This window comes from Marinomonas sp. NPDC078689 (assembly GCF_044542435.1).
GTDB classification, from domain to species: Bacteria; Pseudomonadota; Gammaproteobacteria; order Pseudomonadales; family Marinomonadaceae; genus Marinomonas; species Marinomonas arenicola.
Window position 1 is genome coordinate 23,706 of sequence record NZ_JBITUJ010000001.1, and the last position, 23,198, is coordinate 46,903.

Consider the following 23,198-nt stretch of genomic DNA (forward strand, 5'->3'; position numbering starts at 1 on the left):
AATCCTATTCTATGATGTCGCCACGAAGTAAATACTTACTTAGTGCCGCGGTACTAACGAAGCCGAGCATGGCGATAAGTAAGGCGGCTTCGAAATACAAAGCACTCCCCATATACATGCCGTAGAGTAGAATCAAGGCGATGGTGTTTATGTACATGGTGTCGAGGGCTAAGATTCGGTCCGAGACACTTGGGCCTTGTATTAAGCGCCATAAATTTAAGATCAGTGCGATACAAATGCAGACCGCAACAATGGTGATAGTCCAAATTAACATCCGAATATCTCCTTAATCGGGGCTTCATAACGCGTCTTAATTTCGTTGATTAAGGCCTTTTCATCGTCTAGGTGAAGGGCATGAATATACAGCCATGTTTTGTCTTTTGAGACTTCGGCACTAACGGTACCGGGTGTTAAGGACACCGTACTTGCGAGCACGGTAATGCCTAAGTCCGATGTCATATTAATGGGGATGGCCACGAACCCCGGTTGTAATTTTTTAATCGGGCCCACGATGAGCAAAGCGACCTCAACGTTCGCGACGACTATGTCTTTCATCACCATCAGTACGTAGCGGATGGCTAAAAAAGGTCGGCGAATTTTTGGGTGCTCATCGCGCATGTCTTTCACTAACCAAGGGATGGTGATGGCAAAAAACGTGGCGAGAACCATTTGCCCTGCACTCACCGAATTATTGAGCAGTAACCAAACCACAAACAACATCAGGCTGTGAAATGGCATTGGGAAAAATCTCATGGCGACACTCCTGGCAGTAAGTTATAAGCGGATGCTTGAAAGTCATGCAGATAGTGAGCAGCCTCCTGAGTATAAGCGGTCATGTCTCCCGCAAAAATAACCAGAACAGGGGAAGCAAGCAGTAGCAGAATAACCGCTGCAAGCTCCAATGGCTTAGCGGCTTCGCTTTCTGTTGATAAGTTTCCATTATGTCGCCAGAACAAGGTGGTACCTGCACGAGAGAAGGTAATCAGAGCGGCTAAGCTACCAAGCAATATCAACGGCCATAGCCATAATGACTCAGCCAATGATTGTGTGGCTTGGAGTATCATCACTTTGCCAATGAAGCCTGAAAAAGGTGGCATCCCTATGATGGATAACGCCGCAATAGAAAATAAAATCCCCAATATTCTTGGTTGTACGAATGGCCGTGAGCGCACAAATCTGTCTTCAGCTTGGCCGCGTTGTCTGGCCATGATGTCGGCAAGTAAGAAGAGCCCCGCAGACACCAGTGTACTGTGCACAAGATAGTAAAGAGCAGCAGACGTCGCTGTTTCTGAATTGATCGCCGCACACGCCAATAGGCTACCGCTAGACACGATAACAAGGTTGGCTGTGAGTGTTTTTAAGCCTGGGCTGGCAAGAATGCCAACAGCACCAATCGCAATTGTCAGCAAGGCCAGAGGCCATAACCAAGGTGTTGCTATATTCGCTAACGCGCCAGCGTGCTCGCCAAAGATAACCGTATAGACACGGAAAATACTGTAGATCCCGACCTTGGTCATAATGGCAAAAAGTGCCGCTACTGGCGCACTGGCGCTGGAGTAGGTTTTGGGTAGCCAGAAATGCAATGGTAACATCGCGGCTTTGAGACCGAATACAACCAATAGTAGCAAGGCGCCTGTTTTCGCTAGGGTGGCATTTTCAGCCTGTAAACTGCCAACTTTGACGGCCAGATCGGCCATATTCAGTGTGCCGAGTGTGCCGTAAATGATGCCTAAACCAAATAAGAATAGACTGGAGCCAACCAAGTTTAGAATGACGTAATGCAGTGTTGCTTGAGTGCGTTGTTTTCCTCCGCCATGAATCAACAGGGCGTACGAAGCAATTAATAACACTTCAAAAAATACGAAGAGGTTAAAGATATCGCCAGTCAGAAAAGCGCCGTTAATGCCCATTACTTGAAACATAAATAATGGGTGGAAGTAGGCGCCGTTTTTGTCCTGTCCATTCATTGCATAGAGCATGACGGAAAAGGCCAAAAAGGAGGTCAGGGCGACCAGCAATACAGAGACTGGATCAGCCACCAGAACGATACCAAAGGGTGGCTGCCACTCGCCTAAAGCGTACAGGTGGACACCCTCTGATTGCACTTGGTAGAGCAGATAAAAGGCTGAGATCAGCAGTAAGAACAAACCAATGATAGCGGCAATACGCTGTCTGTTAATGTGCTTAGACAGCGGCGGTAAAAGCAGTGCGGCACCGAAGATTAGTGGGATTAAAATGGGCAAAATGCTCAAATGCTGCATCTATTTCGCCCCTCCTGTTTTTTGAGATAGTGAGCTTTTGGGTTGGGGTATTTGCCCGTCAACATGGTCATTTCCTAAATCCGCTCTGGCGCGCATGGCCAAAATGACCGCGAATGCCGTCATGGCAAAGCCGATTACAATCGCGGTTAATACGAGTGCTTGAGGCAGGGGGTCGCCATAGTGTTCTGATTCGCCTAATACCGCGGCGGCGTTCAATTTCAAACGGCCGCTGGCAAATAAGAATAAATTCACTGCGTAGGAGAGCAAGGTCAATCCAACAACCACAGAGAAACTACGGCCTCTTAATGTTAAAAACACACCGCAGGCGGTCAGTAGTCCAACGCTAAATGCGTACATACCTTCCATAATTAATCATGCTCCTTTTGCGTAGCGCGTTCGCTGGTGGTGAGCTGACCTAGATTGGCCAGAATCAGCATGGTGGCGCCAACCACGGTTAAAAATACGCCGAGGTCAAAGATCATTGCACTGGCGAGTTCAAATTTGCCAATGACAGGTAAATAAAAGTAATCGAACCAAGAGGTTAGGAATGGGTGCCCAAAGACCCAGCTGCCTAGACCGCTGAGTGTCGCGATGCTAATACCGCTGCCTATCATTATCTGGTAGTCCAATTTCAGTCGCTGTTTGATCCAGTTAACACCGTGAGCAATGTACTGCTGGATAATGGCAACCGAGGTGATGAGACCCGCAATGAAGCCACCGCCAGGCATGTTGTGGCCGCGTAGGAAAATATACGCAGACACCAGCAGGGCTAATGGCAATAGACTTTGTGAGATAACCGCGAGCAGAAGAGGGTATTTGTCTTCAGACCACGCACGTCCTTTTCCATCGCTGGAGGGCATATATAAGCGCATTCTGGCAATTAACTTATAAATCCCCAGAGCAGCAATACCCAGTACGGTTATTTCGCCTAAGGTATCAAAGCCACGGAAGTCGACCAAAATAACGTTAACGACATTGGTACCACCACCGCCTGTCTTACTGTTCTCCAGAAAGAAGGTCGAGATGGTATCCAAGGGGCGTGTCATCAAGGCATAACAAATAGTACCGACCGTGCCGCCGACAAACGCCGCCAAACCAAGATCACGTACGACCCGTCGAGGAGACGATTCTTTAGGGGTTTTCTGAGGCAAGAAAAACAACGCTAAGATCAACAAAATAACGGTCACAACTTCGACTGATAGTTGAGTCAAAGCCAAGTCTGGTGCTGAGAACTTAGCGAACGCCAAAGAGACAATCAAGCCGACAACAGACAGCATTAAAAGAGATATCAAACGTCGTCTGTGCCAGATAACCGTTGCGACACCAGCAATACAGAGTAGTGCTACGGATGTGACAGAGATAGCGTCTATCGGTATTTCAGGACGCAAGCCCGCGGTCGTGTTCAGTTGCAGTAATGGGACCGCCGTCATCGAAATGGCGAGCAATAAGGCAAAAAAGATATAGCGTTGCAGCGATCCATTTTCCGTTAGGGTGATGAACTTTTGAGCCTTGTGGGCGAGAGATTGAATGATACTCTCAAACACCAGTTTGGGATCGCTAACGGGAAATTGCGCTTGGAATTTAAAGAAATGATGGCGGTTGGTATAGATGATTAAACCGCCTACCATCGCAATCCCACTCATTAGCAGAGGATAGGTGAAACCATGCCAGATCGCTAAACTGTAATGAGGCACCTCTCCATTTAGTACCGCAGTCGCCGCAGAGTAGAGTAAATCGCCAACAACGAGAGTTGGGAAGATACCTACTAGCAGACACAAGGCGACTAAAATCTCTACTGGCACTCGCATATAGCGTGGTGGCTCATGAGGTGTTTTAGGCAAGTTAATTGGCTCACCATTAAAGAAAACATCATGAATAAAGCGCATTGAGTAGGCGACAGAAAAGACTCCGCCCAAGGTCGCTAATACCGGAATCATCCATGATAGAGAGCCAATAGAAGCTTGATGCAATGTTTCAGTAAAGAACATTTCTTTGGATAAGAAGCCATTTAGCAAAGGAACACCCGCCATCGATGACGCGGCGACCATGGCCAGTGTTGCCGTAAATGGCATGTATTTCCACAACCCGTTGAGTTGTCTCATATCGCGTGAGCCGGACTCATGGTCAATGATGCCTGCCGCCATAAAGAGCGACGCTTTAAAAATAGCGTGGTTAATAATATGGAAGATAGCCGCGACAGCCGCCAAGTCGGTTCCCATACCTAACAGTAGGGTTATTAACCCCAAATGACTGATGGTTGAGTTAGCGAGTAACCCTTTTAAGTCATGTTGGAAGAGTGCCACATAAGCACCGGTTAAAAAGGTAGCTAAGCCCGTTAGGCTGACTAATAAGAACCAGAGGTCGGTATCGGCTAGCGCAGGGTAAAAGCGAGCCATCAGGAAGATCCCTGCTTTTACCATGGTGGCTGAGTGTAAGTACGCACTTACCGGTGTCGGTGCAGCCATGGCATTTGGTAGCCAAAAGTGAAAAGGGAATTGGGCTGATTTGGTAAACGCACCAAGTAGAACCAGCACAGTGATCACTGGGTAACTGGCGCTGGCCTTAATTAAATCGCCACTATCAAGGACCGTTTGTAGGCTATAGCTGCCGACTGTATGTCCCAATAGTAGTAATCCGGCCAACAAGGCTAGACCGCCAGCGCCGGTGACAGTCAATGCCATTCGCGCCCCTTTACGAGCGTCGGCTTTGTGTCCCCAGAAGCTAATCAGCAAGAAAGAGCTAATACTTGTTAGCTCCCAGAAAAACCAAAGTTGAATTAGGTTATCTGATAACACCACACCTAGCATGGCGAACATAAAAAGGATCAAGTAAGCGTAGAATTTTCCGATCGAATCTTGAGCCGATAAATAGTACCGAGCATACAGAATGACCAGCAGACCAATGCCAAGAATAAGTATCGAGAAAAGAAGAGACAGTCCGTCTAACCGAAAAGCCAGCTCTAAGCCTATGGCAGGAACCCAAGGCAGTGATGAAAAGAAGCGCTCGCCGGAAAAAATATCACCTGCATGGGACAGGATGAGCAATAGCGTAATCGCAGGCAGAGCGGCGGTCATAAAGGCACAAGCCGTACGACTAAGACGCGCTGAAAATAAAGGGACTAATGTGCCGAGTAATGGAAGAAATGGGAGCCAAATCAAAGAGTTCAATTTTTTGCTCCTCTCGTTGAGTGCGGTGGGATTCGGGTCGCATCCGTATGTGACATAGCGATTCAAGGTTCCTTAAAATGACATGTTTGTACTATAGCGAAGCTTTACCTTGACGGATAGTTAAGAGATTGCTTTTCCGTCAGATAAAGAACGAATAAGAAGTTAAAATAGTGATTAAAATCAATTAAGTGAAATGGCTTTATTTCGAAGTCATATCCTTTTCTCTTATATCTCCTGCTGACGGAGGAGGTCACAGTCGTTGACGTAATCTGTGCTGTTTTCGTAGGTGTGTAAGCTGAAAGAGTAAATAAATCACCTTTGATGTTTGCTCAAATTTTTCATCTGTATGGAAAACTTTCATAGTTAAGACTGGTGGTGATATTAAAAGTTCAGCCAAGCAGGCAACTATTAGTGAAGGGCGATACATTTGGTGTGGCCTAACGCGACCTTGGTTTAGACATGAGGAGATAAGGCAGGCATCCAGTAAATAGTGAGCAACGCCTATTTACTGGCATTGCTCACTATTCGTCACTAAGTACTTTTATTATGTTATTGGAAAAAGTGCCATATAACACTGTTGCTCGATCCCATGCTCCATAAGATCACCACAAGCGCTAATAAAACTTCTAATACTAAAACCCCAATGCCCAAGGTGGTACTGGACAAAATAAAGCCTTGTTTATGACTAATGCCTAAAAAGCTAGGCGTGCCTTTATAAAGTAGGTAGCCGGTGTAACAAACCCCTATAACGCAGGCTAGGGCACATAGCCAGATAATAGGATACAGAGCAAACAGCCCGCTTAAAAACATAGGTGTAGCGATATAACCTGCAAACACAATGCATTCATGACGACTAGGGCGGGTAGAGTATCTCGCGGCCATCCAATGAATTAAGCTGCCGACCAGAGCGACGGCCACCAAAATCAGTGCATAAAATAGAATACCAAGCGTGAGACCATTAACTAATGATACTTTGATGGCTTCTTCGCCACCAAACGTCCAACCGAATTGTGTGGTACCAATAAAGGTACTAACGACTGGAATGGCAGCTAGCCAAAGCACATGGTGAGTGTATAAGTGACTAACTGTTTCGTGTTCTTTGTTTATTTCGCGCCATTCGCGGTCTGGATGATGGATTAAACCCCATACATGATTGATCATGGATTCCCCCTCGCTTTTCGAAAAAAGCCTATTGGATTTGGAAAACAACCTATTTATAAGGTAACGATCACTCGTCACCTTAGTTTTCAGTATAGGTAGTTACGCCCAAAAAGCGCAAAGGGGTCACATTTTTTCTTGTAAAGTATCATTTACGTTGAAATGTACGGTCAGCCCTAGGTATGGCATCACTGCTGACAACGATAACTCTCTGGCATGGTGACTGAGTATTGCTTATCCACCGGAGTCTTAAAATTGGTTCTAGCAATCGCATCTGAGGCTAGGAACTGATAGATCTTCCATTGAGAACAATCCTCATGAACAACTGTGCTTGTGACATTTAGAACAGGGCTTTTGTGCTGGTCTTGCAATATAAAATTGAAGGTGTAGACATTCGTAGGCGTGCTGACAGAGCGATAGCCACTGACCATAGGTGCATTGAAGTAATAATGAGTGGTGCAGACTCTATTGTTGTTTTTATTCTGATGGCAAACAACATAGGGCGTGCCTCTTTCGCGAGTAAAAACCGGCACAGTTTGTATTTGATTTTCCTCTTTGGAGGTGAAGTTGACTATGAGTGTGTAATCTGGCGATGTCATCTGCTCTGATATATTGCTAAATCCTAGTTGATTAAATGCATGGATAATATCGGGCATATAGCGTTTATTAGTAAGTTCATCCCCATCTTCGTTTGATTGAACCAAAATAGCAGAGGATTTAGCTATCTCTATGCTGGTGTCTACATTGCTTAAGTAGCGCCCAGATAGAGTGACATTGGATGTGCAGCCACTCAGCACTGTCATCAATACAACCAATAGTAAAATGTTTTTCATGATTCCCCCTCCTTTGTGCGTCTGCAGCCCTGCCTTGTCTAATGAAAATATAGAATAAACTAAGCGCTGAAGAATTACTTGTGGTGTTACACGGTGCTGCGTAATTCTTACAGTCCCCCTAAAAAGCAGGCATGCCTGTAAGTTATTTTATATGTGCTAAGACACGAGTGCGGGTGAGTGTTTGCATTACTATTGGTGGCTTGGGTGAGCTATACAACGGCGTTTAAAGCGGCCTGAGCTATTTTGTCTTGTCAGAAAGGCAATGGATCGTGGGAGGTTATCTAGATAGAGGCTTTGGGTTCATTAAGTTTGGATAAGAAATGAAAAAGCCAGGGTGGGTTACCACACTGGCTTATTAAGGCTTTCATTCTTTCTCAGAATGGGGTCTTACTGGCTGAACAACTTAGTTCAGTTTGTTTTGCAAGAACTCTGCGCGTTGGCTGTTTTCAGCAGAAGCTTTTTTCGTTAGATCAAATGCAGCGTTGTTTGCAAGGCTAACATTCACTTCTTGGGCTTGGGACTCTAAAGAGTGAGTCTGACCACGAGTTTCTTTGCCGTAAGTTGCATCGCCTGGTGCCGCTAGTGCTACAGAAGCAATTGAAGATGCTGCTAGGAAAGTAAGAGCGCTTTTAGTAAAAGTATTCATAATTAATCACCTTAATATAATTTGTTTGGGCAGATTGTCTGCTGTGTTTCTATGTTTTAAATAATAACAGTTAAATTTAAAATAAAAAGGGATTGAGGGGCACTGTCACTTTACATTCAATAATTCAAATTATTGTGCAATGTTTCTAGAAATAAGAACGGCGTGTATTTTAGGGTTAAGAAGTAACTGGATTGAAGGGAAATATAGGCTGGCTATTATCTTGATAGTCAGAGGCGATGACTTGGTCTAGACAGCTATTTTTTAAAAATGAAAAAGCCAGCATGGAATACCAAGCTGGCTTATTAAGGCTTCTATTCCATATTAAAATGGAAGTTTAAAAATGAACTTATTAGTTCAATTCGTTTTGTAAGAACTCAGCACGATGGCTGTTTTCAGAAGAGGCTTTTTGAGTTGGTGCAAACGCAGCATTGTTTTCAATGCCAACATTAACGTTTTGTGCTTGAGACTCTAAAGAATGAACTTGGTTGCGAGTAGATTGACCATAAGTTGCATCGCCAGGTGCTGCAAGTGCAACAGAAGCAATGGAAGAAGCCGCTAGGAAAGTAACAACGCTTTTAGTAAAAGTATTCATAATTAATCACCTTAATATAATTTGTTTGGGCAGATTGTCTGCTGTGTTTCTATGTTTTAAATAATAACATTAAAAAATTAAATAAATAGAGGGAAAGGGGCGGTGTCTTTTTATATCCAACTATTCAAAAAACAATGCAATATCTTTAAAAATACGCACGGTTTGTATTTTTATGTTTCTGAAGTTGAGATGACGAGAGGTGGTAAACAGAAGGTTTTATTATTTCGTCGAGAGGTGTCGCTGATGGAAGTAAGTGCTTACTTCAATGTTAGTCATTGTTTTTATGGGCTAATACGTAAAAATCCAGCATAGAAGACTATGCTGGATTCTTTTAAGGCTTTCGTTTTATCTAAGAATGATAAATTACTTTTTAAACCTTAGTTTAGTTCGTTTTGTAAAAACTCAGCGCGGTGACTGTTTTCATAAGACGCTTTTTGCGTTGGTGCAAAGGCGGCATTGTCTTCAAGGCTTACATTAATATCTTTTGCTTGGGATTCTAAAGAATGCAATTGACCGCGAGTAGATTGACCATAAGTGGCGTCACCTGGCGCTGCTAGTGCAACAGAAGCAATGGAAGAAGCTGCTAGAAAAGTAAGAGCGCTTTTAGTAAAAGTATTCATAATTAATCACCTTAATATAATAAGTTTAAGCAGTTTGTCTGCTGTGTTTCTATGTTTTAAATAATAGCATTAAAAACTTAAATAAATAGAGGCTAAGGTGAGATGTCACTTTACATTCAATTAATCAAGATAATGTGAAATATTTCTAGAAATAAGAATGGTACCTTTTAAAATGAAAAAGCCAGCATGGTTCCCCATGCTGGCTTATTAAGGCTTTCATTCTATATTAGAACGATGACTAAGGGATTACCCTTAGTTTAGTTTGTTTTGTAAAAACTCAGCGCGCTGGCTGTTTTCAGAAGAGGCTTTTTGAGTTGGTGCAAATGCAGCATTGTCTTCAAGGCCAATATTGATGTCTTTTGCTTGAGACTCTAAAGAGTGAACTTGGCCGCGAGTAGATTGACCATAAGTTGCATCACCTGGTGCTGCTAGTGCAACAGAAGCAATGGAAGAAGCTGCTAGGAAAGTAAGAGCGCTTTTAGTAAAAGTATTCATAATTAATCACCTTAATATAATAAGTTTAAGCAGATTTTCTGCTGTGTTTCTATGTTTTAAATAATAACATTAAAAATTTAAATAAATAGAGGTTAAGGTGCAGTGTCACTTTACATTCAACTATTCAAATAACGATGCAATATCTTTAAAAATAAGCACGGATTGTTGCCTTCATGTTAAGGCTGGTTTTATTAGAAAAGTAAGGCTGGTTACAGGTCATTGTTTTTATTGGCTTTTATAAAAATTAGTACCAATCCTCTTTGTTACGCTTGAATAGAGTGATGGGTTCTATGATTAGGAAACATGGTTTTTTGTAAGGTTAAGAGGAGGAAGCGGCAATCTAATTGCGCAAGAGCACTTTAATTTCTTATGAAAATCGAGCATAGGCAGCCGACAATCACTTTTTGGAATGGCCGTTGTGGAAGCAAAGATCAGTGACACTTATATGGCCTTCCAATGTGCATAAATTAAGTAACTTCTCATGTCGTTTGAAAAACCGTCCATCACTATGATTAATGTAGGGCTTGATGCTATTTGTGTTGTTGTATGTGGCCATAAAAGGGGAGGCTTAATTGATGGGCTTAAAAGGCGGGAAAACGGCCTGTTTATAGGCCTTCTATCCTAAAATCTCTGCTAATTATTGATGATATATGGAACTAAGTTAGGCCTTATCTTCCATTGTTATCATGACACTTTCTCCTTATTAAAAAAGCCTATCTGCACCGTCAAGTAGCCGCTACCTACACTTCACGGCTCTCGCTTTTATATGGCCTAAGGGGAAAGTGGGGGCTTTGTATCTTGAGGCGCTGCGGGGAAATATTGATCCCCAGTCAAAGGCTAAATTCTTATCTAAGAATTAGAGAAAAACATTAATTTTCAATTGCTTACTTTGTGACAAAAGCATAAGTGCTTTTTTTATTATATATTAATTTATGTTTTTTGATATTCAATATTGAGAATTCTCTTGTTTTTAAATTCGCATTTTAGTCAATATTTTCATGTCTTTTGTTATTTGTTAATGAGGTTTGACTTTGGATTTGTCATAAGGTAATTCTGATTCGTGCGCACAGCAAGGTAAGAATAAATGAGCGGTAAAACAGATAAATATTAAAGTATTGCCAATCTACTCCATCAAAATAAAACCAATAAGCACTCTCCATTTTAACGTCGTTGGAGAAGGAGACATAAGACATGAGAACAATCATAAGTCTATTACTTGTGGTGATCACAACGATTACTTCGAGCATGGCACTTGCCGTCGATACGCCTGAAACGGCACTGTTAAAAGCGCGGAACGCAGAATTCCAAAAAGACACAGTCCATGTTGCGGATAATGTTTATACCTTTACAGGTTATTCGGTGCAGCCTGTTTCTATGATTGTCGGAAAAGACGGCCTTGTTATCGTCGACACCGGCATAGATACCGCCTCCGCCAAAAAAGTATTAGCCGCAATGCGAAAAATAACAGCGCTGCCGATTAAGGCGATTCTGATAACGCACGGGCACAGTGATCATATTGGTGGGATTCCTGTTTTTGCAGCAGAAGGGCACCCACAGATTTGGGCTCGGAGTAACTTTCGTGATGAGGCTCATGCCTTTAAGCGAGAAGGTTTAACCATCAATAGGATTCGTGGTGCGAGACAAGGTGGCTTTTTATTACCACCAGAGAAAAGGATAAATAATGGTATAGCGCAAGCGTATTACCCGAAACACTCGCTTGAAGTATTTGGTACAAAAGCCACAGCTATCCAACCAAATCATCATTTAGGCAGCACACGAGAATTAATAGAGGTGGCTGGAATTAGTTTGGAATTAGTGCCTATTAATGGGGAAACAAAAGACGCCATGTACATTTGGTACCCGGCTAAGCGTGTCTTGTTCTCTGGTGATTTCTTCTACAGTTCTTGGCCTAACCTTTATGCTATTCGAGGATCAGAATACCGCGATGTGCAGTCTTGGATCAGTGGCCTTAACCAAATGTTGAAAGAAAAACCTGAAAAGCTAGTACCTGGGCACACGCGACCTATTACGGATAAAGCGGAGGTCATGGACAGATTGACGAATTATCGCGACGCCGTGCAGTATGTTTTTAACAAAACAATCGAAGGCATGAACAAAGGGATGACGCCGGATAAATTAGTAGAGTATGTGAAGTTACCACAGAAGTATGCGGATAAAGATTATCTCAGAAACTACTACGGTAATATTCAGTGGGCAGTGCGTTCCATCTTTGCTGGTACTTTGGGGTGGTTCGATGGTAACCCGACGCACCTATTTTCCTTACCGGTTAAAGCAGAAGCTGAGCGAATGGCGACGTTGGCGGGAGGCAAAGCTAAATTAGAGCAAGCCACGCTTGATGCATTAAACAATAAGGATTATCAGTGGGCGGCACAATTAGCAGACCAACTTATAGTGCTTGAACCATCAACAGGCAAACCTAAATTAATGAAGGCCGAAGCTCTTGAAGGGCTTGCTAAGCACTTACTCACCGCCACAGGGCGAAATTACTACCTAACCTGTGCCCAAGAGTTGCGTAAAGCAGCCGAAAAGCACAGCGTAAAATAGACAAAAAAAGGGAAGCCATTAGGCTTCCCTTTTTTATTGGCATACAAACTGTGTGTCGTTTGTGTGCCCCGACCTCATTTTAAAAAGTGCAAACCCTTTTAAAATCAAGCCTTTAAGTGGTGGAGATGGGGGGATTCGAACCCCCGTCCGCCAGTCCTCTGCCATCGGCTCTACATGTTTAGTCACTTCTATTATTTGACCACGAACCGCCCGAAGGACAGGGTGTTAATGGCGAGCCTACTTAATCTTAGAACCTTATCCCTAGGCGGGGCATCGGTTAGCATCCTGTAATTTATGATACTGCAGAATCTCTGGCTACAAGCAACCTGAGGGCAGCACACTAGCAGCGGTTTAGGCTGCTAAAGCGTAGTTTTCGTCGTTTGCGACTATAAAATTGATGCGGGGGATTTACGAGATCACGCATCACTCTCGACATGCACCTCAGGGTTTGTAACCGGCGTCGAAACCAAGTCATCCCCAAAGTTGGTATTATTCTAACGGAAACAATGTGCTTTCGCTAGAGATAACGGGTATCTCTGCGCTTTGTTCTTATTTACTCACACTATTCTGTGAACAGCGTCAGCTAAGATTAAGCACTGTGTTTCATTAGGCGTTCTTTGTCTCGCGACCAATCACGATCTCGTTCTGTGCCGCGTTTGTCATGGTCTTTTTTACCGGTAACCAAGGCAACTTCACATTTGATTTTATTGCCTTTCCAGTACAGAGCCATGGCGGCGCAGGTTTTACCCTTTTGCTCAGTAACTTGTATGATTTTCTCGAGCTCTTTGCGGTTGAGCAGCAATTTACGCTGGCGCATTGGCTCACATACAACGTGTGTAGAGGCGCTTAAAAGTGGCGTAATACGCGCACCGACAAGCCACGCTTCGTTTTGGTGAATGATAACGAAGGCGTCAACTAATTGGGCTTTACCTTCGCGCAGGCTTTTGACTTCCCATCCAGATAAAACCAGTCCGGCTTCGAACTTCTGGTCAACGAAGTAGTCAAATTTTGCACGTTTATTAAGCGCGATAGTGCCCGTGCTATTGGATTTTTTCTTTACTTTACTCATAGTTGGAAATTATACGGTCGATAGCGGCAAAAACCTATGCTTTTCTTGAGGTATGCGCCTTAATGTTAGAAAATTCGCCCTCAGTAAATAAAATCATCATGATGAGCTTCGAATGACTGCGGTAAGCTTTCTTTCTCATCTTTAATTATCTAAACGCTACTGAGTAGTGAGAGCTAAATTTATGCCCGAAAGTCGATGTTTACAAGGTATATGGTCTAGTCCGTGGATATTTATTTTTGCCGCGAGCGGATCAGCTGTTGGCTTGGGGAATATTTGGAAATTTCCGTACCTAATAGGAGAGAATGGCGGCGGCGCTTTTCTGCTTATTTATTGTGCTTGCTTACTGTTGGTCGGCCTGCCTATCCTAATGGCTGAAGTGGCACTAGGTCGTACCGTACGCTCAAACCCGATAGACACCATTAATGATCTTAGTGAACGTCGTGTGATTCACCGCTTTTGGGTTGTTGTTCCCTGGATTGCAGGGCTCACAGGCTTTCTCATCCTGACTTTCTATAGCGTCATTGCTGGCTGGTCCATTGGTTACTTTGAACGCGCCATCTCGGGGGATTTTGTGAATATCTCCCAAGCCGATGCCGCGAGCATGTTTGATCATTTATTGGCGTCCCCTGGTGAAATGCTACTATGGCACTCGATATTTGTAGGACTGGTCGTTTTAACCGTAGGGCAGTCAGTGACGCGTGGACTGGCGGCCTTGGTGCGAATTTTATTGCCTGTTTTGATCGTCGTTATGCTGATATTGGCGGGGTTCTCTCTGGAAGAGGGAGAAGCGCTTGAAGCCATTCACTTCTTGTTTCGTTGGTCTTGGCAAGACATCACTTTTGGTGTGGTGTTATCCGCCATTGGTCATGCCCTGTTTAGCTTAAGTGTGGGAATGGGTGCTATGTTTGCTTACGGTGCATACATGAGTAAGCGGATGTCCATTGCCCGAGCCTGTTCTGCGGTGGTAGCGATTGACCTGATTGTGTCTGTATTGGCCTGTTTGGTGATTTTCCCTTTGGCTTTTGCGTTCCATATAGATCTGGATTCAGGGCCTAGTTTAGCGTTTGTGTCCTTGCCTATTATTTTTGGTAGTTTGCCAGCAGGGCAGTTGATAGGCGGCTTCTTTTTTCTCTTATTGGTGATTGCTGCACTGACTTCGGCAATCTCTATGTTAGAACTGTTTGTTGCTTGGTTGCATGAGAAGTTTTACATTGCGCGTTTTAAAGCGGCTTTGTTGTTAGGCGGCGCCATTTGGTTTGTTGGTATTGCGGTGCTTTTATCGTTTAACCATTGGGATAGAAAAGTGCTGTTTGGCCTCAACTTCTTTGAGTTGCTTGATCAGCTAACCTCTTTGATTATGCTGCCGTTGGGGGCGATTTTATTGTCTGTGTTGGTGGCGTGGTTTATCCCTCGTACCGTATTACGCAACGAGATGATTACTCGCCAAGTTAGCCACTTCAAAATATGGTATGGCGTTTTAAAATATATCAGTATTCCTGTGCTTATCGTCATTACTGTCGCAGGTTGGATAGGAGTTTGATTTGAGTCATATAGAGCGCTTTGCTCATGTTGAGTACAGTTGCGAGCAAATGTTTGCATTAGTGAATGATATCGACGGGTATCCGGAATTTTTACCAGGTTGTTTGAGCTCTTCTCTGATATCTCGTACGCCAACAGAAATTGTCGCCTCTCTTGAGGTTGGTAAGGGGCCGGTGCGTCAGGCCTTTACCACTAAGAATTTTTTAGAAGAGCCAACGCGAGTTGAAATGACCCTAGTAAAAGGCCCGTTTAAAAAATTACACGGTGTATGGACGTTTACCGAACTGTCCCCTGGTCGCTGTAAAATAGCGCTAAGTATCGAATTTGAATTGAGTGGTATGCTGAAATTTGCGTTTGGTGGTGTGTTTAGCCAGATCGCCAATGCTATGGTGGACGCATTTAGTAAACGAGCAAAGGTAGTTTACGGTGAATAAAATACGAGTTGAGGTGGCGTATGCGCTGCCTGAAAAGCAAAAAATTATAGCGTTAGATGTAGAAGAAAATTGCACGGTAAGAGACGCAGTGCTTCGCTCTAATATCGATGCTTTTTTTCCAGGTTTAGACTTGGAGAATGTGAAAGTAGGGATTTTTGGCAAAGCGGTAAGAAATGCCGATACACAGACGTTAAAAGAAGGTGAGCGTGTAGAAATCTACCGTGAGCTGAAGGTTGACCCTAAACAAGCTAGAGCCAACCGCGCAGCAAAAAACAGCTAGAATAATTAGTTGTTTTTAATGTCAGTTAAGCTGTCACCCTCGAACGTTAAAGTGAGATCACTCGCGGCGCTTTTAGGTGTCTCAGGTGTCGCGTATTTGGTGGTGTAAAGATAATGCCATTCGTTGGGTTTGAAGGTATCTCTTACCATAGGGGTTCCTAACAGGTAGATAACTTGCGATTGTGTCATGCCCACTTTTAACTGAGAGAGCTGTTCCTTCGTAATGAAGTTGCCTTGCGTTACGGTAGCCTTATATGGAGGCGGAAATAAACTGCATGCGCTTAGAGAAAATAGGGCGCATATTACTAATATTGATTTTTTCATTTGTATCATCCTAACTCAGGTATGCTAATGATAAAGTAATTATCAACAAGATCGAATAGAGAATGACTCATGACTAGCGAAAATCAAGAACTAAAGAAAGCGGGACTCAAAGTTACCTTGCCGCGAGTGAAAATTTTACAAATTCTAGAGAATGCTGGTGATCGTCATTTCAGTGCCGATGATGTTTACCGTACTTTGCTAGATCAAGGTGAAGATGTCGGTTTAGCAACAGTTTATCGTGTTTTGACTCAGTTTGAATCTGCAGGCTTGGTTATGCGCCACCATTTTGAAGCGGGTACTGCGGTATTTGAATTGGCAAAAGGCGAACATCATGACCACATGATTTGCTTGGAGTCAGGTCGAGTGATTGAGTTTGTTGATCCAGTGATTGAAAAACGTCAGCATGAAATCGCAGAAGAGCATGGTTTTGAGATTGAAGATCACAGCTTGATCATTTACGTGCGCCCAAAGAAGAAATAAAGGGCTGCCCAGAAAAATGAGCGGATAATGACACAGTGCCCTTATCCGCTTATTTTTTATTGTAAATGCACGTTACCAAGCATTTCTTTAGCGTGAGCTAACGTTTGTTCGGTTAACTCGAGACCTCCCAGTAAGCGCGCAATTTCCTGCGTGCGCTCAGTATCTTGTAATTGAGACACTTGTGACGACGTCGCCTCATTGGCTACTTGCTTACTCACTCGCAAATGCTGATTGCCTTGGGCCGCCACTTGCGCCAAATGTGTTACACAGAAAACTTGTCCTCGTTTCCCTACCGAGCGCAACATGCGCCCGACCACTTCCGCAATCCCTCCACTTATACCGACATCCACCTCGTCAAATACCAAGGTAGGAATCACTGAGGTGTGCGCGGTGACGACTTGAATGCCTAAGCTTATCCGTGACAATTCCCCGCCAGACGCGACTTTCCGTAATGGTTGCGCGGGCTGTCCAGGGTTCGATGCAATCATGTATTCAATGTCTTCAAAACCATTCGCAGACACTTGATTAAGTGGTTGGCAATCAATGAAAAAGCGTGCGTGGGGCATGCCGAGCCCATGTATTTGTTCTTCGACTTGCCTTGCGAGAAGGTCTTTCGCTGCCATGCGTTTTTCTGTCAATGTGGTCGCGAGCGCCGTGAGAGTTTCATAGGCGCGCTCTTCGCTTTCTTTGAGCTGGTCAATGGTTTCTTCGCTGCCTTGCAGCAAGGCCAGCTCAGCGTCCACGGACTCTCGCAATATTAATAAAGCTTCTGGCAGTACCTTGTGTTTGCGTGCTGTGTCGTAGATGTCAGTAAGGCGTTGCTCTATCTCACTGAGTCGCTCTGGGTTTTGCTCTAATGTGTCTTGATAGTGATGCAGGCTGTCGGCCGCCTCTTGGGCTTGAATGAGCGCTGCATTCATCATTTCAAGCGCTTCTTCTAGCTCTTTGGTTGCGGGGGCTATTTGGCTGGCGCTTTGCACTGCTTGGTTGAGCAATGAGCAAACGGTGCCCTCATCGCTATCAATTAATATGCCGCTGACTTGATACGCTTTTTGCTGGGAGTCTGCGATATTGGCCAAGAACGCTTGCTCGTTTTCAAGCTCGATAATCTCGCCTTCTTTTAAATCGAGTTGTTCTAATTCTTGGGACTGATACGCCAATAGCTGAATTTTTGCTTCTTGTTCAGAAGAGCGGTTTTGTTGTGCGGCGAGGGCTTCTCTTAGTTGTCGCCATACGCTGTATTGCTGGCTGACTTGTTTTGCGAGCTCCGTTAATTGGCCGAATTCGTCGACTTGTTGTCGCTGGGCGCTCTTTTTAAGTAAAGATTGATGTTCGTGTTGGCCATGAATATCGACCAAATGACTGCCCGCTTCTTTTAAATCCGAGAGCGTACAAGGGCGACCATTGATATAAGCTTTAGAACGACCTTCTTTGCTAATAACGCGGCGTAATATGCAGTGCTGATCCTGATCTAGATCGCGCTCTTCTAGCCAATTGAATACATGAGGGTACTGCGTAATATCAAACGTCGCGCTAATATCGGCCTTTTTTTCCCCGTGTCGAACCACCGCAGCATCGGTTCTGCCACCTAAGCAAAGCGACAAGGCGTCTACCATAATGGATTTGCCGGCGCCGGTTTCACCGGAGATCACAGTCATGCCTGTTTTGAATTCCAAATCTAAGGTGTCAACAATGGCAAAATTGGATATAGCGATGCTTGTTAGCATAATACGCTCCACATGAGGAAAAAATTTTATATGGTTATTTATACAGTAGTTTGTCATTTTTTGACAAGTAGGAGAAGAAAATTAATGTGGATTTAATACAATTAAACCGCGCACCGTCGTGCCTAATGAGTCGAAAAGATCATTATTCAGAGCCTAAGGAAGGTGAAATTGAGCCAGTTCTGTTAATTCTGTTCACTGTCATTTTTAGCACAACAACAGGTTATTATTGTGATCTTAGCCATCACTCTGCCTCTGTATTCACATCTTCTTGCCATTCCCATTAAATTTATGAGGTTTTACTGTTGAAAGGTAAAAAGCTGGCCCCATATAGCCAACACAGTTAGAGAATACTTTCTGTTATTTGGAGTGAAGAAATGAGTGATCAGCAAAAAAATTCTAATTTAGAAGCGGAGCAAGATTTGAATAGCGAAGCAGAAAATCAAGCAACAGAAGAGCTTTTAGAGCCTGAAGCAGAGCTTCTAGAAGAAACGCCTGAAAGTGAAGAGCTTGCTAAAGCATTGGAAGAAGCCGCGCAGTACAAAGAAGCGGCACTTCGTGCTCAAGCGGATGCACAAAATGTTCGCAGACGTGCAGAGCTAGATGTTGAGAAAGCGCATAAATTTGGCCTAGAAAAATTCGCCAAATCTATCATCAATGTCGCTGACAATCTTGAGCGAGCGCTAACGTCCGCGCCTGAGACTGGCGAATCTGACCCGGTTCGTGAAGGTGTTGAGTTAACGTTGAAAGACTTGTTGGAAACCTTGGCTCGCTTTGAAGTGAAGCAAGTTGATCCACATGGCGAACCGTTCACTCCAGAGTTGCACCAAGCCATTACTATGGTGCCAAACCCTGAGTTAGAGCCGAACACCGTGATGGATGTTGTGCAGAAGGGTTATACGCTTCATGGCCGCTTATTACGCCCAGCGATGGTCGTTGTTTCGAGCGCAGCATAAAGACCGTCATTTTTTTGACACTGATCGGTTGAAAAGCTCAAAAGCGTACCCAAATACAGAATTATCATTGAAATAAACGAATTTATAGGAGAGACACACCATGGGTAGAATCATTGGTATTGACTTAGGTACAACAAACTCTTGTGTTGCTGTACTAGATGGCGAAAAAGCTCGCGTAATTGAAAACGCTGAAGGCGATCGCACCACACCATCCATCGTTGCATTTGCAGAAGATGGCGAAGTATTAGTGGGTCAATCCGCTAAGCGTCAGGCTGTCACCAACCCAACCAATACCTTGTTTGCGGTTAAGCGTTTGATCGGTCGTCGCTTTGAAGACAAAGTGGTACAAAAAGACATCTCAATGGTGCCTTACAAAATCGTAGCTGCGGATAACGGCGACGCTTGGGTAGAAATTAAAGGCGAGAAGAAAGCACCGCCACAAATTTCCGCTGAAGTTCTTAAGAAAATGAAGAAAACAGCTGAAGATTACCTAGGCGAGAAAGTAACAGAAGCGGTTATCACGGTTCCTGCTTACTTCAACGATTCTCAGCGTCAAGCAACAAAAGACGCGGGTAAAATTGCAGGCCTAGAAGTTAAACGTATTATCAACGAGCCAACAGCAGCAGCATTGGCTTACGGCCTAGACAAGAGCAGCGGCGACTCTACTATCGCGGTTTATGACCTTGGTGGTGGTACGTTCGATATCTCTATCATCGAAATTGCTGACGTTGATGGCGAGAAGCAATTCGAAGTATTGTCTACAAACGGTGATACTTTCCTAGGTGGTGAAGATTTCGACATGCGCGTTATCGAATTCCTAGCGGCTGAGTTCAAGAAAGACACTGGTATCGATCTACACAACGATCCACTAGCGCTACAACGTTTGAAAGAAGCGGGTGAGAAAGCGAAAGTTGAATTGTCTTCTTCTTCACAAACTGAAGTGAACTTACCTTACATCACGGCTGACGCATCAGGTCCTAAACACTTGAACGTGAAATTGACTCGTTCTAAGTTGGAGTCTTTGGTTGAAGAGCTAGTTCTTAACTCTCTTGAGCCTTGCCGCCAAGCATTGAAAGACGCAGACCTTTCTGCTTCTGACATCGACGAAGTTATCTTGGTTGGTGGTCAAACTCGTATGCCTCTTGTGCAAGCGAAAGTAACTGAATTCTTCGGTAAAGAGCCACGTAAAGACGTAAACCCTGATGAAGCCGTAGCAATCGGTGCTTCTATTCAAGGTGCGGTACTTTCTGGTGATGTAAAAGACGTGCTTCTTCTAGACGTGACTCCACTGTCTCTAGGTATCGAGACTATGGGTGGTGTAATGACGGCCTTGATCGAGAAAAACACAACGATTCCGACTAAGAAATCGCAAACTTTCTCGACCGCTGAAGACAACCAAAATGCAGTGACTATCCATGCATTGCAAGGTGAGCGTAAACAAGCGTCTCAGAACAAATCTCTAGGTCGTTTCGACTTGGCTGACATTCCACCTGCTCCACGTGGTGTGCCACAAATCGAAGTAAGCTTCGATCTTGATGCCAACGGTATCTTGAGCGTGTCTGCGAAAGACAAAGCGACAGGCAAAGAACAGTCTATCGTGATCAAAGCATCTTCTGGTCTAAGCGATGAAGAAGTGGAAAAAATGGTTCAGGATGCTGAAGCTAACGCGGAAGAAGATCGCAAGTTCGAAGAACTTGTACAGGTTCGCAACACAGCAGATGGCATGATCCACGCGACTCGTAAAACGTTGACTGATGCTGGCGATAAAGCAACAGAAGAAGAGAAAACAGCGATTGAAACAGCGATCACTGAACTTGAAGAAGCGTTAACATCTAACGACAAAGAGAAGATCGAAGAGAAAACCAATGCGTTGACTCAAGCATCTGGCTCTTTAGCTCAGAAGATGTACGCTGAAGCAGAAGGTGCTCAAGCTGGCGCTCAACCAGGTGCTGAAGAAGCCGCTTCTGGTAAAGCTCAGGATGATGCAGTAGACGCTGAATTCGAAGAAGTAAAAGACGACAAAAAATAAGCCGTAACGCTTTTTTTCGTCACCCTAGTTTTAAGGGTTGCTATAGCGAACACGGTTTTAGGACCGTGTTTTGCTATTTGTAGACCAGTGAATAGGGGCGCAGATACACGGATATCTATTCAAATTTTTCAATTCAGACTTTATCTATTCAGGAATGCCAGCGATGAGCAAAAGAGACTATTACGACGTTCTTGGGGTGGCCAAAGGCGCGGATAAAAAAGACATCAAAAAAGCTTATCGCTCCTTAGCGAATAAGTACCATCCGGATAAGAACCCAGACAATCCAGAAGCTCTGGATAAATTCAAAGAAGTAGCAGAAGCCTACGAGATTTTATCTTCTGAAGAGAAGCGTGAAGCGTATGACCGCTTTGGGCACGAAGGTGTAAATGGTCAAGGCGGCGGCTACGGCGGCGGTGCTGGCGCGGGTGGTTTTAGCGATATCTTTGGCGATGTGTTTGGTGACATTTTCGGTGGCGGAGGTGGCGGCGGTCAAAGTCGTACACGCCGTGGTTCTGATTTACGTTACACCCTAGAATTAGATCTTGAGCAAGCGGTGTGGGGATGCGAAGAAAAAATCCGTATTCCAACATTGGTTAACTGTAATACGTGTGAAGGCTCCGGTGCGAAAAAAGGTTCTACACCGAAAACCTGTGGTACCTGTGGCGGTGCAGGCCAAGTACGCATGTCTCAAGGCTTCTTCTCAGTACAGCAAACGTGTCCAGAGTGCCATGGTCAAGGTCAGGTTATTTCTGACCCATGTACTGACTGTCATGGACAAGGCCGTACTCAAGAATACAAAACGCTTAATGTTAAAATTCCAGCGGGTGTTGATACAGGCGATCGTATCCGTCTTTCTGGAGAAGGCGAAGCCGGTGCACATGGTGGTCCAGCGGGCGACTTATTTGTGCAGGTGTCTGTTAAACCTCACAGCATCTTTGAACGTGATGGTGCCAACCTGTACTGCGAAGTACCGATTAGCTTCACGACCGCGGCGTTAGGCGGTGAGATCGATGTACCGACATTAGATGGTCGTGTGCGCTTGAAAGTGACGGCTGAGTGTCAAACCGGCAAGTTGTTCCGCTTACGTAACAAAGGTGTTAAGCCAGTTCGTGGTGGCCCACAAGGCGATTTGATTTGTAAGGTCGCTGTGGAAACACCAGTGAACTTAACCGCTCGTCAAAAAGAATTGTTGACCGAGTTGTCTGATAGCATGGGAGAAGAAAGTAACCACTCTCCTAAGCAGAAGAGTTGGTTTGATGGTGTAAAACGCTTTTTTGACGATATAAAAAAGTAACCATTCGAGCTTTCGTGACTAAACTAAAAAGGCGCTAGATAGCGCCTTTTTCTTTTAATAAGAAGTCGATGTGGCTGCGCAGCAAGTTAGCGGCATTGGTAAAGCTCTTATTATTCGGGACAATAAAGTCTGCTTTACTGCGAATGTCGATGGTTTTCAATGACGCTTGACGTACGTGGCGCATATAGCGGCTCGTGACTTCATTCACATTGCGGCCTCGTTCTGCGATGTCGCGCTTCAGACGGCGAACAATGGCTATGTCCATGTCGGTATCAACATAGAACAAGTAATCGACAGCGTCGCGAATTCCTGCGTCTTGGAACATCATGTGTCCTTCGACAAGAACAATGTGCGTTGGCTCTAGATTACGATAGCCAACACGTTTGTGTTGCGAGTGGTCGTATTCAGGAATTTCATTTGGCTGCTGACGATTTTTGCAGTTGTGAATGGCCAATGTTAGGCTTTCTAGGTCTAATGAACTTAAGTCATCAAAATTGTAAACATCGGGATCGATGCTACCACATCCATTGTAGAAACTGTCTTGGCACAGGACGGTGATTTTGTCACCTTGACCTTCGGCTAGAAGAGAGCAAAGTCGGCTTTTTCCGCTGCCAGATACCCCTGTGATACCAATAACAAGCGCCATGTATTACCTCGGTAAATAAATTGATATGCCTCTCAAAAGGAGAGGGCTGAATGGCGGGAATTTTAACAGGTTTTGCTAGTCTCTGCT

Annotated in this window: 23 protein-coding genes and 1 other RNA gene; 8 read left to right on the plus strand and 16 right to left on the minus strand. The window is 44.3% G+C overall.

The features are described 5' to 3' along the window. Positions 1-4: 4 nt before the first annotated feature. The 11 genes from ACIGBN_RS00085 to ACIGBN_RS00135 form a co-directional block, all read right to left on the minus strand. Positions 5-274 carry a K+/H+ antiporter subunit F gene (locus tag ACIGBN_RS00085; protein ID WP_133002060.1) on the minus strand — a complete coding sequence of 90 codons (270 nt, stop codon included), beginning with the start codon at positions 272-274 and terminating at the stop codon, positions 5-7. Then, positions 268-753, minus strand: coding sequence for a Na+/H+ antiporter subunit E (locus ACIGBN_RS00090; RefSeq protein WP_396662948.1), 486 nt, complete (start codon positions 751-753; stop codon positions 268-270). Before ACIGBN_RS00090 ends, ACIGBN_RS00085 begins: the two co-directional genes overlap by 7 nt. Beyond that, the gene (locus ACIGBN_RS00095; RefSeq protein ID WP_133002058.1) at positions 750-2,261 is read right to left on the minus strand and encodes a monovalent cation/H+ antiporter subunit D; all 1,512 of its coding nucleotides are present in this window, start codon (positions 2,259-2,261) and stop codon (positions 750-752) included. Before ACIGBN_RS00095 ends, ACIGBN_RS00090 begins: the two co-directional genes overlap by 4 nt. Further along, positions 2,262-2,627, minus strand: a complete 366-nt coding sequence (locus ACIGBN_RS00100) for a Na+/H+ antiporter subunit C (protein ID WP_133002057.1) — start codon at positions 2,625-2,627, stop codon at positions 2,262-2,264. A 2-nt stretch (positions 2,628-2,629) separates the two neighbouring features. Continuing rightward, entirely contained in the window at positions 2,630-5,428 is a 2,799-nt protein-coding gene (locus ACIGBN_RS00105) for a monovalent cation/H+ antiporter subunit A (protein WP_133002056.1), read from the minus strand. 549 nt (positions 5,429-5,977) lie between these two features. Beyond that, complete coding sequence (locus ACIGBN_RS00110; RefSeq protein WP_133002055.1) at positions 5,978-6,589, minus strand: Yip1 family protein; 612 nt, start codon at positions 6,587-6,589, stop codon at positions 5,978-5,980. A gap of 185 nt (positions 6,590-6,774) precedes the next feature. Next, entirely contained in the window at positions 6,775-7,419 is a 645-nt protein-coding gene (locus ACIGBN_RS00115) for a hypothetical protein (protein WP_133002054.1), read from the minus strand. A gap of 403 nt (positions 7,420-7,822) precedes the next feature. Next, the gene (locus ACIGBN_RS00120; protein ID WP_133002053.1) at positions 7,823-8,065 is read right to left on the minus strand and encodes a hypothetical protein; all 243 of its coding nucleotides are present in this window, start codon (positions 8,063-8,065) and stop codon (positions 7,823-7,825) included. 349 nt (positions 8,066-8,414) lie between these two features. Further along, complete coding sequence (locus ACIGBN_RS00125; protein WP_133002052.1) at positions 8,415-8,657, minus strand: hypothetical protein; 243 nt, start codon at positions 8,655-8,657, stop codon at positions 8,415-8,417. Positions 8,658-9,034: 377 nt separating this feature from the next. Continuing rightward, a complete protein-coding gene (locus tag ACIGBN_RS00130) occupies positions 9,035-9,277 on the minus strand; it encodes a hypothetical protein (protein ID WP_396662952.1) in 243 nt (80 codons plus the stop codon). A 252-nt stretch (positions 9,278-9,529) separates the two neighbouring features. Next, positions 9,530-9,772 (minus strand): hypothetical protein, encoded by a 243-nt coding sequence (locus ACIGBN_RS00135; RefSeq protein WP_396662954.1) that lies wholly within the window; start codon positions 9,770-9,772, stop codon positions 9,530-9,532. A gap of 1,191 nt (positions 9,773-10,963) precedes the next feature. Here ACIGBN_RS00135 and ACIGBN_RS00140 point away from each other — a divergent pair. After that, on the plus strand, positions 10,964-12,337 hold the full coding sequence (locus ACIGBN_RS00140; protein ID WP_396662956.1) for an alkyl sulfatase dimerization domain-containing protein: 1,374 nt from the start codon (positions 10,964-10,966) through the stop codon (positions 12,335-12,337). 117 nt (positions 12,338-12,454) lie between these two features. On the opposite strand, the gene ssrA is transcribed toward ACIGBN_RS00140, so the two are convergent. Together ssrA and smpB are read right to left on the minus strand one after the other, a co-directional pair. Beyond that, positions 12,455-12,816: a transfer-messenger RNA gene (gene ssrA / locus ACIGBN_RS00145) on the minus strand. A gap of 110 nt (positions 12,817-12,926) precedes the next feature. Next, on the minus strand, positions 12,927-13,406 hold the full coding sequence (smpB, locus tag ACIGBN_RS00150; RefSeq protein ID WP_133002048.1) for an SsrA-binding protein SmpB: 480 nt from the start codon (positions 13,404-13,406) through the stop codon (positions 12,927-12,929). A gap of 181 nt (positions 13,407-13,587) precedes the next feature. Between smpB and ACIGBN_RS00155 the strand changes: the two genes are divergently transcribed. The 3 genes from ACIGBN_RS00155 to ACIGBN_RS00165 are packed head-to-tail and all read left to right on the plus strand — an operon-like array spanning position 13,588 to position 15,659. Continuing rightward, entirely contained in the window at positions 13,588-14,946 is a 1,359-nt protein-coding gene (locus ACIGBN_RS00155; RefSeq protein ID WP_133002047.1) for a sodium-dependent transporter, read from the plus strand. Position 14,947: 1 nt separating this feature from the next. Next, a complete protein-coding gene (locus ACIGBN_RS00160; protein WP_396662959.1) occupies positions 14,948-15,379 on the plus strand; it encodes a type II toxin-antitoxin system RatA family toxin in 432 nt (143 codons plus the stop codon). Beyond that, the gene (locus ACIGBN_RS00165; RefSeq protein ID WP_133002045.1) at positions 15,372-15,659 is read left to right on the plus strand and encodes an RnfH family protein; all 288 of its coding nucleotides are present in this window, start codon (positions 15,372-15,374) and stop codon (positions 15,657-15,659) included. The genes ACIGBN_RS00160 and ACIGBN_RS00165 overlap by 8 nt, the downstream gene beginning before the upstream one ends. A gap of 5 nt (positions 15,660-15,664) precedes the next feature. Here the strand turns inward: ACIGBN_RS00165 and ACIGBN_RS00170 are convergent, their stop codons facing one another. After that, complete coding sequence (locus tag ACIGBN_RS00170) at positions 15,665-15,982, minus strand: outer membrane protein assembly factor BamE (RefSeq protein WP_396662961.1); 318 nt, start codon at positions 15,980-15,982, stop codon at positions 15,665-15,667. A gap of 69 nt (positions 15,983-16,051) precedes the next feature. On the opposite strand from ACIGBN_RS00170, the gene fur reads away from it, so the two are divergent. Next, positions 16,052-16,462 carry a ferric iron uptake transcriptional regulator gene (fur, locus tag ACIGBN_RS00175; protein WP_133002043.1) on the plus strand — a complete coding sequence of 137 codons (411 nt, stop codon included), beginning with the start codon at positions 16,052-16,054 and terminating at the stop codon, positions 16,460-16,462. A gap of 56 nt (positions 16,463-16,518) precedes the next feature. On the opposite strand, the gene recN is transcribed toward fur, so the two are convergent. Then, a complete protein-coding gene (gene recN, locus ACIGBN_RS00180) occupies positions 16,519-18,189 on the minus strand; it encodes a DNA repair protein RecN (RefSeq protein WP_133002042.1) in 1,671 nt (556 codons plus the stop codon). A gap of 374 nt (positions 18,190-18,563) precedes the next feature. On the opposite strand from recN, the gene grpE reads away from it, so the two are divergent. The 3 genes from grpE (at position 18,564) to dnaJ (ending at position 22,465) form a co-directional block, all read left to right on the plus strand. Further along, a complete protein-coding gene (gene grpE, locus ACIGBN_RS00185) occupies positions 18,564-19,142 on the plus strand; it encodes a nucleotide exchange factor GrpE (RefSeq protein WP_133002041.1) in 579 nt (192 codons plus the stop codon). 100 nt (positions 19,143-19,242) lie between these two features. Then, positions 19,243-21,171, plus strand: a complete 1,929-nt coding sequence (gene dnaK / locus ACIGBN_RS00190; protein ID WP_396662963.1) for a molecular chaperone DnaK — start codon at positions 19,243-19,245, stop codon at positions 21,169-21,171. Positions 21,172-21,334: 163 nt separating this feature from the next. After that, on the plus strand, positions 21,335-22,465 hold the full coding sequence (dnaJ, locus tag ACIGBN_RS00195; protein ID WP_133002039.1) for a molecular chaperone DnaJ: 1,131 nt from the start codon (positions 21,335-21,337) through the stop codon (positions 22,463-22,465). Between the two features lie 34 nt (positions 22,466-22,499). Here the strand turns inward: dnaJ and ACIGBN_RS00200 are convergent, their stop codons facing one another. Further along, entirely contained in the window at positions 22,500-23,111 is a 612-nt protein-coding gene (locus ACIGBN_RS00200; protein WP_133002038.1) for a uridine kinase, read from the minus strand. Positions 23,112-23,198: the final 87 nt, after the last annotated feature.